Annotated in this window: 18 protein-coding genes; 14 read left to right on the top strand and 4 right to left on the bottom strand. The window is 54.8% G+C overall.

The window, feature by feature from the left end:
• Positions 1-33 precede the first annotated feature (33 nt).
• Complete coding sequence (locus GWA01_RS09630; protein WP_228118494.1) at positions 34-876, top strand: uracil-DNA glycosylase; 843 nt, start codon at positions 34-36, stop codon at positions 874-876.
• A 170-nt stretch (positions 877-1,046) separates the two neighbouring features.
• Positions 1,047-3,008 carry a transglycosylase SLT domain-containing protein gene (locus GWA01_RS09635; protein ID WP_186819530.1) on the top strand — a complete coding sequence of 654 codons (1,962 nt, stop codon included), beginning with the start codon at positions 1,047-1,049 and terminating at the stop codon, positions 3,006-3,008.
• A 3-nt stretch (positions 3,009-3,011) separates the two neighbouring features.
• Here GWA01_RS09635 and GWA01_RS09640 read toward each other — a convergent pair whose 3' ends face one another.
• On the bottom strand, positions 3,012-3,590 hold the full coding sequence (locus GWA01_RS09640) for a YqaA family protein (RefSeq protein ID WP_229316043.1): 579 nt from the start codon (positions 3,588-3,590) through the stop codon (positions 3,012-3,014).
• Positions 3,591-3,711: 121 nt separating this feature from the next.
• On the opposite strand from GWA01_RS09640, the gene GWA01_RS09645 reads away from it, so the two are divergent.
• Complete coding sequence (locus tag GWA01_RS09645) at positions 3,712-4,245, top strand: cytochrome b (RefSeq protein WP_228118492.1); 534 nt, start codon at positions 3,712-3,714, stop codon at positions 4,243-4,245.
• A 22-nt stretch (positions 4,246-4,267) separates the two neighbouring features.
• Here the strand turns inward: GWA01_RS09645 and GWA01_RS09650 are convergent, their stop codons facing one another.
• The 3 genes from GWA01_RS09650 to GWA01_RS09660 all read right to left on the bottom strand — a co-directional run bounded on the left by GWA01_RS09650 (position 4,268) and on the right by GWA01_RS09660 (position 8,307).
• Entirely contained in the window at positions 4,268-6,469 is a 2,202-nt protein-coding gene (locus tag GWA01_RS09650) for a peptidase domain-containing ABC transporter (RefSeq protein ID WP_146796983.1), read from the bottom strand.
• Between the two features lie 12 nt (positions 6,470-6,481).
• Positions 6,482-7,774 (bottom strand): HlyD family secretion protein, encoded by a 1,293-nt coding sequence (locus tag GWA01_RS09655; protein ID WP_146796985.1) that lies wholly within the window; start codon positions 7,772-7,774, stop codon positions 6,482-6,484.
• A 137-nt stretch (positions 7,775-7,911) separates the two neighbouring features.
• Positions 7,912-8,307 carry a hypothetical protein gene (locus GWA01_RS09660; RefSeq protein WP_146796988.1) on the bottom strand — a complete coding sequence of 132 codons (396 nt, stop codon included), beginning with the start codon at positions 8,305-8,307 and terminating at the stop codon, positions 7,912-7,914.
• A 474-nt stretch (positions 8,308-8,781) separates the two neighbouring features.
• Here GWA01_RS09660 and GWA01_RS09665 point away from each other — a divergent pair, with 474 nt between their 5' ends.
• The 11 genes from GWA01_RS09665 to GWA01_RS09715 all read left to right on the top strand — a co-directional run bounded on the left by GWA01_RS09665 (position 8,782) and on the right by GWA01_RS09715 (position 22,341).
• Entirely contained in the window at positions 8,782-10,551 is a 1,770-nt protein-coding gene (locus tag GWA01_RS09665; protein WP_228118491.1) for a Hint domain-containing protein, read from the top strand.
• A gap of 346 nt (positions 10,552-10,897) precedes the next feature.
• Positions 10,898-12,745, top strand: coding sequence for a phosphogluconate dehydratase (edd, locus tag GWA01_RS09670; RefSeq protein ID WP_146796991.1), 1,848 nt, complete (start codon positions 10,898-10,900; stop codon positions 12,743-12,745).
• Positions 12,746-12,758: 13 nt separating this feature from the next.
• On the top strand, positions 12,759-13,376 hold the full coding sequence (eda, locus tag GWA01_RS09675) for a bifunctional 4-hydroxy-2-oxoglutarate aldolase/2-dehydro-3-deoxy-phosphogluconate aldolase (RefSeq protein ID WP_146796995.1): 618 nt from the start codon (positions 12,759-12,761) through the stop codon (positions 13,374-13,376).
• A gap of 175 nt (positions 13,377-13,551) precedes the next feature.
• A complete protein-coding gene (locus GWA01_RS09680) occupies positions 13,552-15,105 on the top strand; it encodes an MFS transporter (RefSeq protein WP_146796998.1) in 1,554 nt (517 codons plus the stop codon).
• A gap of 9 nt (positions 15,106-15,114) precedes the next feature.
• Positions 15,115-16,218, top strand: a complete 1,104-nt coding sequence (locus GWA01_RS09685) for an HlyD family secretion protein (RefSeq protein ID WP_146797001.1) — start codon at positions 15,115-15,117, stop codon at positions 16,216-16,218.
• Positions 16,215-17,663, top strand: a complete 1,449-nt coding sequence (locus GWA01_RS09690) for an efflux transporter outer membrane subunit (protein WP_146797004.1) — start codon at positions 16,215-16,217, stop codon at positions 17,661-17,663. Before GWA01_RS09685 ends, GWA01_RS09690 begins: the two co-directional genes overlap by 4 nt.
• Positions 17,660-18,223 (top strand): metal-dependent hydrolase, encoded by a 564-nt coding sequence (locus tag GWA01_RS09695; protein WP_146797007.1) that lies wholly within the window; start codon positions 17,660-17,662, stop codon positions 18,221-18,223. The genes GWA01_RS09690 and GWA01_RS09695 overlap by 4 nt, the downstream gene beginning before the upstream one ends.
• Positions 18,220-19,797, top strand: a complete 1,578-nt coding sequence (purH, locus tag GWA01_RS09700; protein ID WP_146797010.1) for a bifunctional phosphoribosylaminoimidazolecarboxamide formyltransferase/IMP cyclohydrolase — start codon at positions 18,220-18,222, stop codon at positions 19,795-19,797. The genes GWA01_RS09695 and purH overlap by 4 nt, the downstream gene beginning before the upstream one ends.
• Positions 19,794-20,165, top strand: a complete 372-nt coding sequence (locus GWA01_RS09705) for a hypothetical protein (RefSeq protein ID WP_146797013.1) — start codon at positions 19,794-19,796, stop codon at positions 20,163-20,165. The genes purH and GWA01_RS09705 overlap by 4 nt, the downstream gene beginning before the upstream one ends.
• 112 nt (positions 20,166-20,277) lie before the next feature.
• Positions 20,278-21,594, top strand: a complete 1,317-nt coding sequence (locus GWA01_RS09710; protein ID WP_146797016.1) for a hypothetical protein — start codon at positions 20,278-20,280, stop codon at positions 21,592-21,594.
• 12 nt (positions 21,595-21,606) lie between these two features.
• Positions 21,607-22,341, top strand: a complete 735-nt coding sequence (locus tag GWA01_RS09715) for a flagellar hook assembly protein FlgD (protein WP_146797018.1) — start codon at positions 21,607-21,609, stop codon at positions 22,339-22,341.
• Positions 22,342-22,373: the final 32 nt, after the last annotated feature.

Raw genomic sequence — 22,373 nt, forward strand, 5'->3', positions numbered from 1 at the left:
GTAGGACTGGGACATGCGCGCATGATCTGCATAATGTGGACTTTAGACCGCCTGAAGTCACACGCCAACCAGAACGGAAGCCACATGACGTTACAGCCTGTTCCGACCCAGGCCGAGCTGCTCGCTGCTTTGCAGCTTCAGTATGACTGGGGCGTCGATGAGGTGCTCTCTGACATTCCGTGGAATCCGCTTGAGCCAGAGATTCGTTTGCAACGGAGGGAAGTGTTACCAGCTGCGCCGGTTCTGCCTGCGAAGCATTCTGACATTGCTCCTACCTCTGACCTTTCCACGGCAGTGGATCTTGCCGCTCTGATTGAAGCGAGTGAGACGCTCGAAGGCGTTGCTCTCTCTCGGACAGCTACGCATAGATTAGCGCCTGTTTTTGTGGAGGGGGCGCCGTTTCTTTTGATCGGTGAGACGCCTGATGCTGACGAAGATCGCTCGGGTCTGCTGTTTCAGGGGCGCGCAGGTGATCTGCTTGACAAGATGCTGGGGTCGATCGGTTTTGCGCGCTCTGAGATATCAATGGCGCCTGCGGTGCCCTGGCGTCCCCCGGGTGGCCGGAGTGTGACGGATCTGGAATTGCGTGCCTGTGTACCGCTCCTGCATCGGACGATCGCGCTGTGTCGCCCGCAGATCATCATTACAATGGGTGCGACCCCCGCACGCATGTTGATGGGGGAGCAGACCATGTTGAGTCGCATCCGGGGACGTTGGGCGGAGGTGAGTATTCCGGGTCTTGCGAATCGGGTGCACGTTTTGCCTCTCAATCACCCTCTACAACTGGCTGCCAGCCCCACTATGCGGCGGAATGCATGGTCGGATCTCCTTGTTTTGGTGGAAAAACTGGACGATTCGAAAAGAGTACGAATTTAGTCCTCATTCATTGTCAAAAAATATGGTGAGATCTGTAAAAAAACCTTCGGAATGAGGTTTCTGCCACTGGATTGTTTCGTGCCGAAACGATAACATCGACCGGGCCGAGTTTCTGGTTTTTTGATCCATCCTTGCCATGCAAGCCGAAAGAGGGTAGCACCTCGCCGGTAATGCGAAGGATGACCCCATTCATTTCGAACGGCACAGGACGAGCTTTGCTTGTCAGTGCGATGATTCTGGCTGGAGCAACATTTGTTCCAGCGCGCGCCCAGAGCGATCGAAGCCAGCTACCCAATACCGGTGGTCTCGGTGACGAAACGGCTTTCGCAGAAGTGCGGCCGTCTCTGGGTGGTGATGGAGTTGTCGCCTTGCCTCACCCGCTCTCCGCCGTTACGGCCAGTCGCTATAGGTCCATTTTTCTGGCGCAGCGCCGGGGAGATCTGAGCGTAGCTAAGACAGAGACGAGCCTTCTGATCGATCGAACACTCCTCGGAGACGTTTTGGCCGATCGATATCTCGCCCCTGCGGAGCATCCTACCGTGGCACAGCTGCGGGACTGGCTCCGGGTTTATTCTAACTCCCCCGATGCCCCCACCATCCAGAAGCTCCTGCTGCGCATTGCCCCTGCGGGATCCGTGCAGGCGCAGAGTTTCAAGCAGTCTCTGACGCCGCAGGTGACGTCAGATACCGTTCGTGCTGAAAATTCATCAGATCCGTTACAGCATGCTTTTGCCCGCAACCCGCTTCTGGACCGTACGGTGCAGGAGCGTGCAGTTCAGGGTATCAAGGGGGCGGATAGCGCCCTGCACTTAGTGGATGCAACGCCAGGAATGACAGCATCCTATGCTGCGGAACTGTATGGCGAAATTTCACTGTCGCTTCTAAGTCAGGGCCAGGCACAAGTCGCTCTGCGGCAGGGCTGTGCAGGTTTCCGCCGTGGAGATCGTCAGGTGGGACTCCCGGCTTATGTGGCTGGACTGGCTGCATGGCGCTCTGGTCATATGGAAGCGGCTTACGAGCTCTTCGAATCCGCCGCGAACGCCCCGATTACGACCCCCGAAATTCAGGCTGCCGCAGCCTATTGGGCGGCGCGCGCAGAAGGGCGGCGGCATGCGGTTTCCGGCTATGTGTCTTGGCTTCATCGCGCAGCCGGTCATCACGAGACGTTCTATGGCATGCTGGCAACCCAGACACTGGAAGCCGGCCGCCATGGGCATGCCAAGATTTCCGATGCGCTGACTGACGTAACCCTTCACGACCCGGTTCCTGTTCTGGGCGAAATCGACGTCGAAGCTGTCAACGCGATGCCGCAAGGCAGGCAGTTGTTCGGCCTTCTCCAGATTGGTGAGCAGGTTCGCGCCGAAGCTCTTCTGCGGCGCATGTGGCCGGATGTTGCTCCTAACGCTGCTCTGGCGCGTTCGTTGCAGCTTGTGGCACAGACTGCTGGTTTTCAGGATCTTTCCGAGCAGATGGCAGGTTTGCTGGAAAATCAGGTGGAGCGCCCTGTGGTGGCAAAGGCGCTTCCTCTCCCGCGTCTGCGTCCGAATCACGGTTTCCGGATGGACCCTGCGCTGGTTTATGCCTTGACCCGAGTTGAATCCAATTTCGATCCTGCGGCAGCGTCTGGTGCAGGTGCCCACGGTCTGATGCAGATCCGGCCCGTTACAGCGAGCTTTGTGACCGCTCGTCACATCAGCTTTGATACGCATGGCATGGCCATCATACCGGTTCCGCCGGATATGGTGAGCCGCCTTCATAACCCGTCCGCCAATCTTGAAATTGGCCAGCTTTACGTTCTTTATCTGGCAGAGCAGTCGAGTAGGACGGCAGGTGCTTCACGTCCCGAAGGTGGAGATCTGGTTCGTGTGCTTGCATCCTATAATGCGGGCCCTGGTGCAATCGCCCGATGGGAGAGTGCCCAGAACGCAGATAGCCATGATCCGCTCTACTTCATGGAAACGCTGCCCAATAATGAAACGCGTGATTATGTTCATCACGCGTTGACATACACGTGGCTGTATGCACACAAGATGGGTCTGTCTTCCCCATCGCTGAAAGCGCTGTCACGTTCCGAATGGCCTTCGTTCAGTGATGAGGAAGCCATGGCACATGAGCATCTTGCCCTGAACTGACGCTCAGAGACATTCGACCAGAACAACGCCCCCGACGATTATAAGCAGCGCTCCCATCAGGACGAGTGCAAGGCGGCGCTCAATGAATGAGCGCACCTTCTCCCCGAACATTCTGATCAATGCAGCCTCCAGAAAAAACCGAGCGCCGCGGGTAAGGAGGCTTGCCGCAATGAATGTCGGGAGCGGAAAATGTGCGGCGCCCGCAGCGAGCGTCACGAATTTGTAGGGCAGGGGCGTTAGGCCTTTGCCAAGAATGATCCAGACACCATATTTACGAAAGAGCGTTTCAAGCGCGAAGATGCGTTGGTCTGCATGGTAAAAATGAGCGATGGGCATCGCAACATGCGCCATGAGAAAAGCTCCGATAAGCCAGCCCAGAACACCGCCGAAAACACTCGCTCCGGTACAGACAAACGCAGTCATCCAAACGCGATCAATACGGGCAAGCAGCATCGGGATCAGCAGGACATCAACCGGAATCGGAAACACCGAGGCTTCGGCTACGGCAATCCCAATGAGCCACCAGATGGCTTTTGGAGAGGCAGAGAGCGCCGTGATGTGATTGTAAAACGATTGAATCACCTGGAAATCCTGCTGAAAAGCTTTAGCGGTCATCCTTAACTGCGTCGCTATGGAATGAAAACGTGCTGCATTGTTCGGGTGGCTGTAAGTGCTGTCTAGAAATGCGAGCGGAGACTTATCCTTGAAAGCCAGCCGTTACCCTCTTGTTCCCCGAGTTCTTCATTGGTTCATGGCGGCCATCATCATTCCTGCATGGACGTTGGGATTTGTTGCCGGGCGTATTCTGCCAGCGAGCGCTTCCGGCAGCCGACATCTGTTGCTTGGAGTGCATCGCGAGATAGCTTCAAGCATCGTAATTCTCATTGTTCTGCGTCTGGCGTGGCGGGCTACCCATCGTCCGCCTGCCTTGCCCGATTGTGTTCCGGAAGATCAGCGTGTCGCGGCCAGAGCACTGCAGTGTGTTATGTATCTGCTGATGCTTATGACACCCTTAACGGGCTGGCTGATGAGTTCGGCTTATGGAAAAACCGTTCCGGTATTGTGGGTTGGTCACTTGCCTGCATTGATTGGCTCCAGTGAACTGGCCGCGCCTGTAATTGGCGTGGCGCATCAGTTTTCAGCCTGGGCCCTTGGCGTGCTGATGTTCGGCCACATCATTGCGGCCCTACTACATCGTTTTGGGCGACGTGATTCAGTGCTTGATATGATGCTTTGATTGACCACCAGATGTTCATCACTCACGCGCCTGGAGATGCCGCCCCCCAGTTTCCGTAGCCGCCGATACCCGGAAAGGCCGTTCTCGTAACAGGCTTCTGGGGAAGCGCGTCTATCTTGGATCGCAGATGCAATGTCCCGTTTCTCAACTCCATCACAATATCGGCCTGAGCAATTGTTGCCGGACGGTGTGCAACCATGATGCGGGTAATCCTGAGGCTGCGCAGCGCATTGGCAACGTGAGATTCCGTCAGCTCGTCCAGATGGCTTGTCGCTTCATCAAGGAACAGGATTTGCGGAGAGCGATACAGGGCACGTGCGAGGATGACGCGTTGCTTCTGGCCCCCTGAAAGGCTTGAGCCCATATCACCTACTAGCGTTTCATAACGCATGGGCATGCGCATGATATCGTCATGAATGGAGGCGCGGCGTGCGCATTCCTCAATGCGCTTCTGGTCTGGCGCTTCGCCAAAGCCGGAAATGTTATCTCTGATCGAGCCGGAAAAGAGTCCGTCATCCTGTAGAACGCCCGCAATACGAGAGCGATAGCCGTCGAGGGAAAGGTTCTTGATCTCGGTGCCGTCCATCGAGATATGGCCTTCATCAGGAACAAGCAGGCCCATGAGCGCTTTCAGGAGAGTCGTTTTCCCACATCCGGAAGGACCGACGATGGCAACACTCTGCCCGGCAGAGACTGCAAGAGAGAGGTCACGGAAGATCCACGGGCTGTCAGGTGCATATCGTACTGAAAGGCCACTGGCTGTGAGAGAACCAAATATCTGGCCATCTTCAGGGTTCACATCCGGCAACGGAAGTCCTGCAGGTTCGGGTTCTGACATTACGATGTCGGAAAGGCGCTCAGTCTGAATGGAGAGCATACGGAGTTTAAAGCCAGTATTGATCAGGCTTCCGATCCGGCTGGCGAACTGATCTTTATAGGAAAGGAATGCCACAAGCATACCGACTGACATGTCGCCACGCATGACCTGATGTGCCCCCAGAACCAGCATGATCAGGCGATCTGCGCCAAAGATCAGCTCTCCAAGGCGGCCGAACACGAGATCGAAGCGTTGCAGACGCAGATGAATGTTCATCGAATCAATCACGCTGTTCAGCCAGGCGGTTTGCCTGCGTTCACGCAAATTGAGGAGTTTGACCGTGGCCATGTTGCGCAGGGTCTCGATGAAGTGGCTCTGACTTTTCGCGTCCTGAACAACTGCTTCTTCAGAGGCTGCACGATAGGTGCCGTATGTGCCAAGGCGGACAAGCAGGTCCAGTGCAATCGCAATACAGGCAATCACTCCAAGCCATCCGCCATAAACGAACAGCATGATTCCCATGCCAATAGCCATAATACCGTCCAGGATAGTCTGAACGAGGTCCGTGGTTAGCGTGTGCTGGATGCTGGTCAGGGAGCCAAATCGGGAAATGACATCTCCGATGTGGCGGCGTGTGAAATAATCCAGCGGCAGGCGTGTAAGATGGCTGAAAAGCGATGCGTTCCATTTCAGCGAAACACGACTGCCAAACATGACGACTGCCCAGCTCCGGACGCTGGCAATGAGCATCTGAAGAAGAAGAAGGACGACCATCCCGCAGGCTACGGTCGTCAGAAGATCGTGGTCCCCCGTTACGAGCACTTCGTCGATAATGATCTGGCTGACCATTGGGGACACGAGTGCCACCAGCTCAAGGCCGAGAGAAAGCAGGAAAAGATAAGCTAGGGCAGGCTTCAGCCCGCCAATATGCCTGAAAAGGTCACGGACCCGAAGTGTGTTGCGTTCGTCTTTCTGCTCGAAGCGCTCGGTCGGGGTAAGTTCGAGCGCTACACCCGTAAACTCGCGGGACAGCTCTGCCTGTAAGACGGTTCTGCGTCCGGTTGACGGATCATGAAGTGTTACCGTGCGCCCTTTGATGGCAGTCAGAACGACGAAATGATTCATGCCCCAATGCAGGACGCAGGGGAGGGAGAGTTTGTCGAGATCTTCCAGATCCAGACGTACCGCACGCGAATTGAAACCAACGCGACCGGCGATGGCTGTCAGTTCCTGAAGGGTGCAGCCCTGTGACGATGTCCCCTGCTGTCGCCTGAAAGTGGCGATATCGATCGGATGGCCGTGATAGCCCATGATCATGGCAAGACATGCGAGACCACACTCGGCCGCTTCGGATTGCAGCACGATGGGTACGTGACGGCCAAACCCGAACTGAAGCTCTTTAAGCATCGGAGCGCCTCCTTACCGTGGGCCGATTGTGGTAGTCGCAATCGTACTGCGCATCCCGATAATCGGGTCCAGCATCCATTGCCAAAGACGCCGCCGATCGGTTGCGATATCAGCAGACACCGTCATGCCGGCTTCAAGTCGATGTACGGCGCCATATGCGGTGACATGGTCCTGATCGGGCTGGACGCGGATGCGATACAGGCTTTTGGTATCGGATTGCTGGCGTTCGCCGCGGGGACCAGAACCTTGCCCGCTCTGTGCTGGTTCAGATACGGGCGCGCGGGTGATCTCTGCGATATGCCCGTGATACAGGCCAAACTTCTGATAGGGATACGCGTCGTATCGCAGCAGAACTGGTTGGTTCTCGTGCAGGAAGCCTATGGATGTACTGTCCACATAAAGCTCTGCAAGAAGAGTTCCGTTCGTGGGGAGCAGGGTCAGCAGTGGTGTGCCAGAGGCCACCTGTTCGCCGAGATATCCGCGTACTCCGGTCAGGATGCCATCTTCGGGTGCAAGAATGACATTGCTTCTGCGCCCTTCATTCTCGGCAATCTGTTGATCAATGCCCGCAATCTGGCGATTCAGATCATTTAAATCATGGGTCAAATCAGTGTCGAAGCGCGCCAGTTTGGATGCCAGATCCGAGATTTTGCTTTCCGCATCGGTTCGCGACTGAAGCGCCTGTGCATGGGTGCTTAGCAGTTGGGCATATGTGTAGAGCTGACTCTGGAACTGTGTTTCCGTCACTAAATGAGTGGCTTCGGCGCCACGCATCTTGTCGAGCGCCTGCTGAACCAAGGGCAGAACCTTTTCGTCATTGGTAAGCTGAATACTGATTTGCTCGCGCTGTCTGGTCAGGAATTCGATTTGGTTCAGAGATGCCTGTCTTTCTATTGGCGCGGATTTCTCGCGCAGGGCCCGCTGCTGTTCCAGAAGGTTCTTCTGGCGCTCAAGATCTGCAAGGACCTGATGCTGGGTTGGCCCGGACATCGACGTTGCTTCGAGGTCCTCGATGAAGAGAATATCCCCCCGATGTACGCGTTGCCCTTCTTCGGCATGTCGAGTGGTGATGATGCCAGGCTGAATCGCGCCAACAGTCAGGAGGCCGCTTCGGGGCATCATCTGGCCGGTAGCATGAACGCGCCGCGTATAGGTGCCAAACCCTGCCAAGCCTGCTGCAAGCACTACCAGCCCCGCACAACTCCACGCCACAATCTTCACGGAGAGCGGCTGGCTCAACTGTACGCGCCCCAGCCAGGAATCCCGGCGGGCATCTAAAGCCTCCGGACGGAACAGTGAAGTCATAAGGCTGCTATATCACTCCGCATATTACGAAATAGTAAAAGTGTAATAAAATAAAAAAGCTCCCCGATGAAAACGGAGAGCTTTCTGTGTTCGGTTATTTCAAAGTTTTTATTACTCAAATTTTTAAATTTGAGAATTCAGGACTGGGAAGCGCTTGGAGGTGGGAAAGTAATTCCAAGTACTGTGGGAGACTGAAGAGAGGTATTGATCGCGCTCAAAACGTTTTGATAAAGAGACAAAGCGCCGTTGATGCCATTCTGGGCACCGTATTGTGCGCCGATCTTTATAAAATTACCGATATCTTTGAGGTCGGACGTCAGAATGCCGTTGGATGCGCCTGAAAGTGCGTCGACTGCAAAGTTGAAGACGCCTGCAACGTATCCCGCAGTTGCGCCGATCTGAGCTCCAATACGTGTGTTATTAATAGAGAAACAGCCGCCCCAGCTTGGCTGTCTGTAGCTATTGCCCCATCCGCAGTAACCGCCTGAGACGTAAGTAAGCTCTTCGGTGCGCAGGTCGCGTAAAGTAGACATGCAAAATTCCAAAAAATTGTCTTTCCATGCACATTTTCGAATTTTCGTCTGGTGGCGTGACGCCGGTGTGCGTGGATAGGAATTGATGATGTGGTTTGGTTAAGAAAAAACAGATCATTCAGCAAGATAATAAAACGTTAATCATATTTACTTGGTGAGGATTTTTTCATGTCAATATGAGGAATACGGGAATCTATATCTGGGAAATGAGAATCATTTGAGAGAATCAAACATTATGGAGGCGAGAAATAGCGTTATATTTTCCAATTAATAATAAGTGAATTCCTGATAGTTATCGATAAAAATAGGAATTTATTGTTAATAAATCATCAAAAACCCATAAAAGCATGGAAAATTAACAAATTGATCTTGTTTTTAAATTAAGAACACGATTGAAAAATCATCTGCGGGAGCTTCAGGAAGTTGTCTCTTGGTGCCATCTCCGCTTCCGAAGTAGAGCAAGGATAAGCAGGCATGAAGACCATGACACAGACCGCCACCCCCGCTCTGCAGGGTGCCCAGACCGCTGTGGCTCTTCCTGCCAATGTAAGTGGAGGGGCTGGTACGGCAGATAATCCGTATGTCCTGAAAAGTAACTCTGGAACGGTTACTCTGATTTCAGGAAAGTACTACACTGTACCCGACAATATAACGATTGGAACTGCGCCAACATCCGTTGACTCGACGCACGCCCGTACTTCAAATGATGCTACGGGTGGGTTGGTTGTTAATGGAGCTTATGTCGAAATTTCCAGTGGTGCTTCCGTAAATGGTACGATTGATATGTCGGCTTCGGGGTCATCGTTAAAGCTGGATGCAACCTCTTCTTGGTCTTACACCGCATACAATCCAAATAAAGCAAGCCTCGGCGGTACTACCGTAACCTGGAATTCGATTAAGGGCGCTGTGGTCAGTGGTCTCGTGAATTCCGACGGTTCTGCGAACACGAATGTCAGTGTTGTGGTGGAAGGAGTGGATACTTCAAATGCCGTGAGTAAGATTTATGAGCCTTTTTATATTGCCGGGACGACCAGTACGGGCTCAACCAATGGATCAGAATTTATTTTGGGCAAAGCTCAAGCGTCTAACGGAAATACAGCCAATCTGGGCTTCGAAATAGTTTATCCGAATGGTGCACAAATATCTAACAATAAAAATCTTCCATTCAATACTACGAAGAACAGCAAGACCGGCGAATACACGGTCAACAATTCAGTTTACACCTGCTTTCTTGCTGGCACGATGATCCTCATGGCTGATGGAAGTCAGAGGGCAGTCGAGGAAATCGGTGTGGGCGATGCTGTTGCAGTTCTTGTTGATGGTGAGCGCGCTGCGCGTGATGTGATCTGGGTCGGACGTCATTTTGCCCATGTTCGGAACGGGCTTGCCGATGATGAGGCTGGCTATCCTGTTCGTATTCGTGCGGGCGCAATGGCCGAGAACACGCCTGAGCGCGATCTGCTTGTCACTGCAGAGCATTGTCTGTTTGTGAATAACCGCTTTGTTCCGGTGCGGATGCTCGTGAATGGTGGTTCAATCGCCTATGACCACAGCCACAGCTCATATTTCTATTATCATGTCGAAACTGCTGATCATTCCGTGATTTTTGCGGAAGGCTGTGCCACGGAATCTTTCCTAGATACTGGGCATCGTCGTCATTTTGACGGTAGCGACAACATCCTTTCATTTCTGCCAAAAACCTGGGCGCAGGCAGCGGTTCCCCTTGCTGTTGATCGTGCTTTTGTCGAACCTGTTCATTCAGCACTGAGTGATCGTTCTGCTTCCCTGGGGTATGAAGTCACTGCTCCAGCTCAGACGACGACAGACTCTGACCTGCACCTGCTGACAGATACAGGTATGAAAATTCGCCCCGTACGGTTTGCCGGAGGAAATGCTCTGTTCATGCTCCCGGAAGGTATCGAGAGCGTACATCTGGTTTCTCGTTCAGCACGGCCATCAGACGTTGAGGGAGTGTTCGTTGACGATCGCCGTGAGCTGGGTGTTCTGGTGGGGAAAGTGTCTCTCTGGCAGGCTGCATCCACGCACGTCATTACATCTCACCTGAGCGGTAATGCTGCGGGATGGTATGCGCCTGAAGGTCAGCGAAGCTGGAGCGCAGGTTATGCGCAGCTTCCGTTGGAGCGGCATATTGCCGAGCAGGGTGCTATGCTTTCCGTAGAAATTCTGGCTGGAGGGCCATATCTGCTTTCGACTGAGAAGACGTCAGCAGCTCTTTACGGCTGAAACTGGCTCGTTCATCCAAGTTTTCTGAAGGTAGCGCAGCTTGAGTTGCGCTACCTTTTTTGTATGAGACGATGTCCTTATCATGAGGGCGTCGATATGCAGCTAAAGCATGATGAAAAATTATTCTTATAAAAAAATGTTCGTATACGAACTTTTTGATAAGCTTTGTGTCTCCCGAGGAAAATAAATATCAAAATATCTGACACGGAAGCGTGATTGGCGGCTTGCCGTGGGTGTGGGCTTTCCGTATTAACGATGCCTCTATTTCACGATGCCGTGTTTGTCAGGGGAAGGCAATGTTCCTCCTGCGCTTGTGCGAGTGTCAGTTGAGCAGCGAGTGGTCCAAATGTCAGTGAATTCCGTCGTCGAGAGCGTGACTGCCCGGATTATCGAGCGATCCAAGGTTTCGCGTCGTCGATATCTGGCGCTCATGGAGCGTAACCGCTCCAAAGGTGTCTCGCGTCCACGCCTTGCCTGCGGAAATCTCGCACATGCCATAGCTGCTGCCAGCTCTGACAAGGCTGGCCTAATGCGCCCGACGAGCAATAACATCGGGATCATCACCACCTATAATGACATGCTCTCCGCGCATCAGCCCTATGGCCGCTATCCGGACCAGATCAAGCTGTTTGCAAGGGAAGTCGGCGCTACGGCGCAGGTTGCAGGCGGCGCGCCAGCTATGTGCGATGGGGTGACGCAGGGGCAGGAGGGCATGGAACTCTCGCTGTTCTCGCGGGACACCATTGCAATGTCCACAGCTGTCGGCCTCAGCCATGGCATGTTTGAGGGCGTGGCCCTGCTTGGTATCTGCGACAAGATCGTTCCGGGACTTCTGATAGGTGCCCTGCGATTTGGGCATCTGCCAACCATGCTTATTCCGGCAGGTCCCATGACCTCCGGCTTGCCGAACAAGGAAAAGCAGCGCATTCGCCAGCTTTATGTTCAGGGTAAGGTGGGGCAGGATGAGTTGATGGAAGCCGAAAACGCTTCCTATCACAGCGCAGGAACCTGCACTTTCTATGGTACTGCAAACACTAACCAGATGATGGTCGAGATCATGGGGCTGATGATGCCTGATGCATCCTTCATCAACCCGAACACGCCTCTGCGTCAGGCCATGACGCGCGCAAGCATTCATCGTCTCGCTGAAATCAGCCTGAATGGCGAGGATGTCCGTCCGCTCGGTCAGTGTGTGGACGAAAAAGCGATCGTCAATGCAGCAGTCGGCCTTCTTGCAACGGGTGGTTCGACCAACCATGCCATCCATCTGCCTGCGATCGCGCGTGCTGCTGGAATTCGGATCGATTGGGAAGATCTCAGCCGTTTGTCTTCAGCTGTTCCGCAAATCACCCGCGTCTATCCGAGCGGCTCCGAGGATGTGAACGCATTCAACCGTGTTGGCGGGATGCCAACGGTCATTGCTGAACTTTGTGATGCTGGCCTCTTGCATCAGGACATCATGACCATCTCTCGTGGCGGTTTCTCCGATTACGCACGTCGCGCAATCGTTGAAGAAGGGCAGCTCGAATACGTCGATGCGAAGCCATCGCTGGACCGGGATATTCTGCGTGATGTCGCGCAGCCATTCCGGGAGGATGGCGGCATGAAGCTGATGACCGGCAATCTGGGGCGTGGAATTTACAAGACAAGCGCAATCCAGGACGAGCACCTGACAATCGAGGCACCAGCCCGCGTATTCAGCACGCAGCAGGCAGTTGTGGATGCATATCAAAACGGTGAGCTGGAACGTGATGTTGTGGTTGTCGTGCGTTTCCAGGGGCCAGAAGCAAACGGGATGCCTGAACTGCACCGCTTGATGCCATCGCTGGGTGTTCTGCAGGATCGTGGCTTCAAGGTTGCTCTCGTCACGGATGGTCGCATGTCCGGCGCGAGTGGCAAGGTGCCTGCTGCCATCCACCTTGGGCCGGAAGCCCAGACGGGGGGACCGATTGCACGTATTCAGGATGGCGATCTCATCCGCGTCTGTGCCCGCACCGGGCGCCTTGAGGCGCTGGTGGATGCAGCAGAATGGGGTGCCCGCCCGGTTACACCGCCGCCGCCGCCAGGTCTGGGAACGGGCAGGGAATTGTTTGCCATCATGCGCGGCGTGCCTGATTCTGCCGAAGCAGGTGGCTCTGCCATGCTGGCCATGATGGAACGTGTTATCGATACCATCGGCGACGATATTCACTAAGGACTGAACACCCATGACCGATACTGCAAAACTCGATGCCGTCATGACGCGCTGCCCGGTTATTCCGGTGCTCGTGATCAAGGACATCGCACAGGCCCGTCCGCTGGCGGAAGCTCTGGTGGCCGGTGGCCTGACGACGCTCGAAGTTACGCTGCGCACGCCCTGCGCGCTCGAAGCCATCGCAGAGATGTCGAAGGTTGAAGGTGCATTCGTCGGCGCTGGAACGGTTTTGAATCCCACCGATCTCGAGCGTTCTGTAAAGGCTGGATCGCGCTTCATCGTCAGCCCGGGCCTAACCGCTCCACTGGCAGATGCGGCTCGTGATCACGACACGCCGTTCCTGCCTGGTGTCGCCAATGCAGGCGACATCATGCGTGGACTGGATCTGGGGCTGACACGCTTCAAGTTTTTCCCGGCCGTGACAAACGGCGGTATCCCTGCTCTCAAAAGTCTCGCAAGCGTGTTCGGAAATGTTCGTTTCTGCCCCACAGGCGGTATCACCGAACAGACAGCCCCTGAGTGGCTGGCGCTGCCGAGTGTTGCGTGTGTTGGTGGCTCCTGGCTCACGGCGGGTGAGTTTGATGCAGCAACCGTAACAGCGCGCGCAGCAGCGGCGTCACGTCTCAAGTAAGAAGCTGTTTGCCATGCATTTGGCTCATGGCCCCATGCATGGCAAAGGTTTGTTATTCAGCTTGTAAATAAGGAAGAGGCGGGTCCATAAATCGGTGATGCACCCCGGAGCCTCTTATTCCTTTCATCTCTGAAAAAACCGCTTGCGCTTCATGCGGCTTTTCAAGGCCGCTGGAATGAGCATCGACCGGAAACCTCTGGTTGGCCTGGCGGGCGTGATCTGTCTCGCAATGGCGACGGAACTCAATGGGCAGGTGTCTGCCCAGACACTCCCGGACATCATGGGCGGCCTTGGGATCAGTCATGATTCCGGAACATGGTTCAGTAGCCTTTATTCTACGGCTCAGGTCATTGGGATGGCTCTGGCGCCCTGGTTTGCCATTACGTTCAGTCTCCGCCGGTTCGGGCTTTTCGTTGTTGGGCTGGCAATCGCTGCCAGCGTTCTCATCCCGTTTACGCCTAACCTGACACTTCTTTATGGTCTGCGCATATTGCAGGGCCTTGCCGGTGGTTTTGCCGTGCCGCTGCTCATGACGACGGCCCTGCGGGTGCTCCCACCGCCCATTCGTCTTTATGGGCTTGCAGCTTATGCCTCGACGGCCACGTTCTTCCCATATCTGAGTGGTTCGTTTGCCGGGCTGTGGAGTGATCTCGTCGGGTGGCAGTTCGTGTTTTTACAGGCGATCCCGCTCTGCACGCTGGCCGGGTTGCTCATCTGGTATGGAATGCCGGTGGACGCCCCTAAATACGAGCGCTTCAGAATCATTGACTGGCGCGGAATGCTGATGGTGCTTGTCGGCTTTTCGGCGCTGACAACAATGCTGCAACAGGGAGACCGGCTCGACTGGTTCAATTCGTCCGCCATTTGCGTCATGGCCCTGATGTCAGTTGTAATCCTGCCGCTCTTTGTCCTGAACGAGTGGTACCATCCTCTGCCGCTCTTCAAGTTCCAGTTGCTCAAGCGGCGTAATTTTGCCTACGGCGCGACGACGCTGCTTGTGTTTGTCGTCATCTCCATGTCGGCCTCAACACTTCCTGCGTCATTTCTCTCTACGGTCGCCGGATATCGACCGGAGCAAAGCTATCTGGTGACACTTGAAGTCGCCGCCCTCCAGCTACTGCTTCTGCCTTTGATGGCCATTGTTCTCAATTATGAGTGGGTGGATAGCAGGGTTGTAAGCCTTATCGGGCTGATCTGTCTGCTCATAGCATGTGTTGGCGATACATTTCTGACCTCCGTGTGGAACAGGAATGAGTTCTACCTCTGGCAGTTTTTCCAGGGACTGGGTGCTGCAATGATCGTCATGCCGTTGCTTATGATGTCGACAAATGCTCTGGTCCCGGCAGAGGGACCATTTGCATCAGCACTGGTGAACTGCCCCCGTGGCGTAGCAGAAACCGTATCGGTCTGGCTTGTGCAGCTTGTGCATCGGTGGCGCGGCTCGTTGCATTCCGATCGACTGACAGATCAGCTCGGGCGGAACCGTTTCCGTCTTTACCAGGGCAGCAATCCAGCCTTGCAGGAACCAACTGCGCTCCTTCCCAACGGGCTGCCGCGTCATCCGGGCAGTGTGGAGATGATGTCGGCACAACTTGCACGGCAGACTGCAACCCTGACGATGAGTGACATGTTCTTTGTCATCATCGGTCTCATCTCATTTCTGATGATCCTTCTGCTGACCTTGCCGGTCCGCACCTATCCGCCACGTATCGTTTTTGCCAAGAAATAAGGGTGCCTTATGGCCGATCAGCAGCATGGGGACGGCGACAAGCCGAAGCCAAAATGGCCATTCATTCTGGCGGCGCTCGTCATTATTGCGTTTGTTGCCGTTGTGCTGGCGATCATTTTTGTCCCAACGCGGCGAGTCTGGACCAATGATGCCTACGTCACGGCGCATTATTCCACGATCGCCCCGCGTATTCCCGGTCAGGTGACGTCCGTGGATGTAGACGACAATCAGACGGTGCACGCAGGACAGGTGCTCGTCCGTCTGGATGACCGTGATTACAGCACTGCACTTTCAGAGGTGCGTGCTGTGCTCGAACATGATCGTGCGCTTGTGCAGGATGCGAAAGCTGCGGTCTCCCGCCAGCCCTCTCTGATTGAACAGTCCGACGCTGCAGTTGCGCGCCTGAAGGCACAACTCATATTCGCTCGTCAGAATGCCCGGCGTTATGGCGATCTGGCGAAAACCGGCGCTGGAAGCGATCAGGAAAACCAGCAAAGCACCGCAACGCTGGGTGAGCTTGAAGCGACACTTCGCGGGGCGCAGGCAGATGCGCAGGCTGTTCGCGCGCAGCTACCCATCTTGCAGGCCCAGCACGACGCAGCACTGCAGACGGTCGTCATGGATAAAGCGCGGGTTCATCAGGCAGAGCTGAACCTTTCCTACACAAGGATTGTGGCACCGTTTGACGGGATGGTCGGACAGAGAAGCGTTCAGGCGGGAAATTATGTTGCGCCGGGTGCTGCGCTCATGGCTGTTGTTCCGATGAACCAGCTCTGGATCGAAGCCAACTACCGGGAGCTTGCCCTGCGTCACATGCGCCCCGGACAGCCTGCGCGCATTCATGTTGATGCTTATGATATTGATCTGGATGGCGTGGTGGATAGCGTACCGCCTGCATCCGGAGCGGCTTTTGCGCCTCTGGCGCCAGAAAATGCCACGGGAAATTTCACCAAGATCGTGCAGCGATTGCCTGTGAAGATTACACTTCGCGCAGGTCAACCCTTAGCCAGACTCCTGCGGATGGGTTTTTCGGTTGAGACCTCTGTCGATACCGGATTTGAGAATGTGGCGGCTGATCAGGAAAGCGCTCATTCTTCGGTAACCGCGAAATGAGGCGTTCTTCCGCTCTCTCACTGGCTCTGCTGCTCGCAGGTTGCACGGTTGGCCCGAATTATACGCCCCCACACATGCATGCAGCAGGCCAGTGGGGAGAGGAGCCCCGTGCCAGCAGCAGCACATATTCAGGTGCGGTCGATATATCCTGGTGGCACAGCTTCAAGGACGCCGAACTGGATACTCTCGTCAGTCGGCTTGGAGCGCAAAACCTCGAAATTCAGGCCGCCATGGCGCGCATCGGGCAGGCGCGTGCGCAGACCCAGGTTGCGGCCGCTCAGGGTCTTCCCAGTGCAAACTGGGCCGGCTCCTATGGTTGGACGCAGCAGAGTAAACGCGGGTTCCTGTCTCTCGCGGAGCCAGCGCCGGGGGCGAACCTTCAGTATAACTATTATACGAACATCGCAGCATCTTCGTGGGATCTGGATCTTTTTGGAATGGTCCGGCGCTCGGTAGAGGCGCAGCGTGCAGGCACAGCTTCCGCAGAAGCTGCGCGGCGTGGTGTGGCCCTTGCGACGCTTGCGGATCTTGTGGCCGATTACATGCGCCTTCGAGGTACGCAGGCTCAGATTGTCCTTACGGAGCGAGACCTGAAGCTCGTTCTTCACGATCTGGCGCTGGTGCAGGACCGCAAGCGCGAAGGTGCTGCCACAACCCTCGATATCGCCCAGGCCCGTGCCCGGGTTGCAACCACTGAAGGCGCGTTGCCGCCATTACGCGATGCACAGGCTGCGCTTATCAATGCTATTGGCCTGTTGCTGGCCCTGCCTCCACGTGCGCTTGAGAGGGAACTTGCAAAGGTTGCGCCGCAACCCGGAGTGCCAGAGGGGGTGCCTGTCGGATTTCCATCTCAGCTTGCACAAAGGCGTCCGGACATTCTTGAAGCGGATGCCCGTCTTCATGCCGCAACGGCGAGGGTAGGTGCGGCAAAAGCTTCATTCTATCCCGATATTACCCTGACCGGATCAATCGGTACGCAATCGTTGTCTGCAAGTGATTTCTTCATGCCCGCAGCAAAGTATTTCCAGCTTGGGCCAACACTAAACGTTCCGCTTTTCGAGGGTGGTCGTCTACGCGGAATGCTGCATCTCCGGCAAAACCAGCAAAAGGAAGCCGCACTGGCATACCGCCAGAGCGTCCTGAATGCATGGCGGGAAGTTGACGACGCAATGACGGCCTACGCTCAGGCACAGGATCGCTTCCAGCGTGTTTCTGAGGCCGTTGAACAGAACCATCAGGTGCTGACGGCAGCGCGTCAGCGCTATGTTGCGGGTGCGACGACGTTTCTTGAGGTAGATCAGGCGGAGGCTGCTGTCCTGTCGAGTGAGACGGCAAAGGCTGCCAGCCAAACCCAGATTGAAACCATTCTCGTATCGCTTTATCGCGCGCTCGGTGGCGGATGGCAGTTTGCGGAAACGTCCGTTCCGGACCATAAGGGCGCGTGACTGGACGCTCGCACCTTCTTATTGGCGGTTTTACAGTGCTTTGCGCGATGCGATGGCACTTTCTGACGCCTGAACCTTTTTCAGTTGTCGCCGCTCTTTTCGGCAGTGTTCTGCCAGACATTGATACCGAACGTTCTATCGTCGGCGCGCGCTGCAAGCCGCTGTCCCGCCTCATCGCCCGCACATTCGGGCACCGCGGAATGACACATTCCGGCGTGCTGCTGCTCGTGGTCGCTTTCGTTGTTGCGGAAATGATGGGTGAGGCCGCTTTGCGCGGGCCAATTGGTGCGCTTCTTTTAGGGGCAGCGACGCATATAGCGGCTGATCTGCCCACCGGAGGCTGTCAGTTCCTCGCGCCCCTCAGTCGTTCCCGACTTTCATTCTGGCCCTATGTACGCACTGGCGGCATGGGTGAGATGGTTCTCCTTCTGCCTGTGCTGCTCCTTCTGGGCTGGGCGGGAGTTTCTGGCCCTGGTCCCCATCGGGGCCGGGTCACAGCTGCCATGCATCACCAGCGGTTGCATGGACATGTTTTGAAGGATATTTCTCTTCCATCATGACCGATACCAGACTGCCCATCCGTCGCGCCCTGCTTTCCGTCTCTGATAAGGCCGGATTAATTGAACTGGGCCGCGCGCTCGCAGCGCATGGCGCTGAACTTCTCTCGACTGGCGGTTCAGCCAAAGCCCTGCGCGAAGCAGGTTTGGTGGTGAAAGACGTCTCGGAGCATACGGGATTTCCCGAAATTCTGGATGGCCGCGTCAAAACGCTGGTTCCCCAGGTGCATGGTGGAATTCTCGGGCGCCGGGACCTTCCCGAACATCTTTCACAGATGGAACAGCACGCAATCGCCCCGATAGATCTCGTTTGCGTCAACCTTTATCCGTTTGCGGCCACAGTTGCTTCCGGTGCCGGTGACGAAGACTGTATCGAGAATATCGATATCGGTGGCCCCGCCATGATCCGGGCGGCAGCAAAAAACTTTGACCATGTTGTCATCCTGACAGACCCTTCCCAGTATAAAGGCCTTGTTGAGGCTCTGACGGAAGGCGGTACTCTGAACCATCAGCGCCGGGCATATGCGGCGGCGGCATACGCGCATACCGGTGCCTATGACGGTATGATCGCACGCTGGTTTGCAGAAAAGGCTGGAGACATTCTGCCTCCGGTCCTGACCCTGAGCGGAACGCGCGGAGAGCTTCTGCGGTATGGTGAAAATCCGCATCAGAAGGCTGCATTTTACAGGGATGGCAGCACGCGCCCGGGCATTTCCACCGCGCGTCAGGTGCAGGGTAAAGCTCTCAGCTATAACAACCTCAACGACACGGATGCCGCATTCGAGGCGGTGGCTGAGCTTGAAGGCCCAAGTGTCGTCATCGTCAAGCACGCAAACCCGTGCGGTGTCGCCTCTGCTGCGACACTTGAGGAAGCTTGGGTTGCCGCCCTGCGCTGTGATCCGGTATCGGCATTCGGTGGCATCGTGGCCCTGAACGATACTCTCGATGCCGCAACGGCCGAGCGTATCGCCGCAATCTTTACGGAAGTGATCGTTGCGCCAGCCGCAGATGCTGATGCTCTGGAGATACTTTCACGCAAAAAGAACCTTCGTCTGCTCCTGACCGGTGCCCTGCCTGATCCGGCAGCAGATGGTTTGTCCTTTCGCTCTGTCGCCGGTGGCTTTTTGGCCCAGAGCCGGGATGCAGGACGTGTTACTGAAGCCGATCTGAAAGTCGTCACAAAACGTGCGCCAACTGCTTCAGAAATGCGCGATCTTCTCTTTGCATTCCGTGTCGCCAAGCATGTGAAGTCGAACGCCGTAATTTACGTCAAGGATGGCGCGACGGTGGGCATTGGTGCCGGTCAGATGTCGCGCGTTGACAGTGCGCGGATTGCTGCACGCAAAAGCGAAGATGCAGCTCAGGTTGCTGGAGAAAATGCGCCGCTGACAACAGGCTCTGTTGCTGCGTCAGATGCGTTTTTCCCCTTTGCGGATGGTCTTGAGAGCGTAGTGGCTGCGGGTGCTGTGGCGGTGATCCAGCCTGGCGGTTCCATTCGTGATCAAGAGGTGATCGATGCTGCAGATGCAGCTGGAATCGCCATGGTGTTCACGGGTATGAGGCATTTTCGGCATTGAAAACCATCGCAATCGCCAGCTTGATTCTGGCATTTTCCGTTCCCGTCGCAAAGGCAGCGCCTTGCACGTACGACATGTCTCCTCTCCCAGTGACCAAGGGCGTGGTTTCGCGCGTCGCGCCCTCAGGTGTTCTGCTGCGAGACGGCACGACAGTCATTTTGCCTGAAGAGCTTATGTCAGGGATTCGCGTAGGTCATACTCTTGCAGTTCGTGGGCTGCTGTCCCGACAGGGGCATACTGTGCGCGCTCTCGCACTGGATGGGGTACCTCCTGTCTGCCCTGCAGCAGAGGCGGAGGCGCGCGGCCCTTTTCCTGGTTCAGCGGGCTACGACCAGATCCGGAATGGTGTTTCAGAAAAGTCAGAATAAGCCATTAACGAGTGTAGGCCCGTTTCGTTAAACGGGCCTTAAACACTTTTTTCACTATTGGGATCCATACTGCTTCCAAGTGCCATCTTCTGAAGGTGGAGGAGAGGTGTGCGTGTCCCAGATTGCTGTCCCGTCGTTTTTATCATCCGGCGTTCAGACCGGTTCTGTCGCGACCATTTCCCAGCAGATCGCTACAGACGACCGGTTTAGGGACTTTCTCGCCAGCTACACGGAAAAAAAGCTCAAATCTCCGGCACCTGTTCCTCAGCCTGAAAAGACTACTGCGTCTGAGCAGAGGCCCAGTTCAGATTCTGTAGTAAAAAAAACAGCTGTCGCTGAGCGTTTACCAAGTTCAAAAGATCAAGGTGCTCATACGTCGTCCGTGAATGCACAATCGCAGGTTAAAGTTGCAACCACCACTGCAAGTGGCAAGAGCACGGCATCTCACTTTCCTTTGTCTTCTTCGGCTGGCCACGAAGAACTCAGTTCTGGGAGTTCGATAGGTGACAAAGCCGAGCAGATGCCAGCTTCCCAATTGCAGGAAGCGTCCCAGGAACCAGAAGAAAATCCTCTTTCATCTAAGAAAAACTCTCTTTCAGTATCTACTATTTCTGGAGATATGAAAACATCTGTTTTTGGTAACTCCGCCGATACAGGAAGTACTGTCTCAGTGCCTGTAGAGGAGGCGGGTTTTTCGAATTTATCGAAAATCGATATTGAGCCTTCTTATGATGAAAATAAAGAAATTTCATCAATAAACGTTTCTGATAAAATAAGTAAAGAAAATAATTCAGGATCTTCTTTTGTTGTTTTTGATGATACTTTAAATAATTCAAATTATTCTATTTTTGATTCTAGAAAAGAAACGGAAGAATTCAAAGCAACTGATTTTGATGATAATTTAAATCAGTCCAATGGCGCAGAAGATAAGGGTGTTCACGATCTAAAGGACGCACGCGCTCTCGATGAGAGTGCTGCGCGTTCAGACGGGCAGATAGAACTGAAACATCAGATCACGGACGCAGACGCTAAAACGCGTCTCGAGCTTGATCTGGGCTTGCAGGGCCGTCTTCATATTGAAGTGGCGCAGTCAGGAAGTGGGGAACGTCACATTCGTATCGATGCTGACAACTACCATGTTCTTGAAAGCATCAAAGACGATAGCAATACGCTCCTGTCGTCTCTTTCTCAGATGCAACAAATTCTCCCCGTTCAGCAAGCGCAGTCAGTGCCTCCGTATGATCTGCAGTTTGGCCTTATAGGATCCAATGTGGCTGGAGGTGGGAATGGCGATGCTCAACAGGGCTCGTCCAAAAATTCGGGTGGAGATCGCTCGCATACAGGGGAGGGTTTCTCATCTGACGATGGGGCGCCTCCAATTCGTTCGTCGCGCAGCATGATGCGCGGTGCCATTGATCTTACAGTTTAAGGTTTATCAGAAATGGTTTCTGCGACATCTTCAAGTTCGATATCCTCCTTATCCCTGCTGGCAAAGGCATCGGCTGCAGCCCAGAAGAGCGCGGCCGCGGCTGCGACGACATCCAGCAGCACGACAGCAAGCAGTGCCGCTGGGAGCGCTCTTTCTTCCCTTACGGGCAATTTTAATCAGTTTCTGACCTTGTTAACGGCACAACTACAGCATCAGGATCCCAGTAACCCGATGAGTACGGATAATTTCACAAGTGAAATTGCCCAATTCGCCGGTGTGCAGCAGCAGGTCCAGGCGAACACTAACCTGAGTACGCTAATTTCGGCGACGCAAAGCAGTCAGATGACGTCGGCTATCGGACTGATTGGTCAGACGACATCTGCGACGACATCGACATTGCCATTGCAGAACAGCACGGCATCCGTGTCGTTCAATGCTCCCGCGGCTGGTCCTATTGCAATTGCTGTCTCCAATTCCACGGGTACGGTGGTAAAGACCGCAACGCTTAATGCTGCTGCGGGTCTGAATACGTGGACCTGGAATGGCGTAACTGATGACGGCACTCAGATGAGCGACGGGCAATATAGTGTCGCCGTTCAGGCTGCGTCGGGAAGTGACAGTGTCGCGTTGGATACGACTGTAAGCGGCAAGGTTACCGGCATTTCCAAAACGGCATCGGGTATCGACGTAAATATGGGCGCTTCTGCTATCGATATCGACGACTTGACTGGTTTTTCTGGAAGTTGAGAATTTCCAAGATTTTTGAGGCTTTGTTAGCT

Source organism: Gluconobacter wancherniae NBRC 103581 (assembly GCF_007988885.1).
GTDB lineage: Bacteria > Pseudomonadota > Alphaproteobacteria > Acetobacterales > Acetobacteraceae > Gluconobacter > Gluconobacter wancherniae.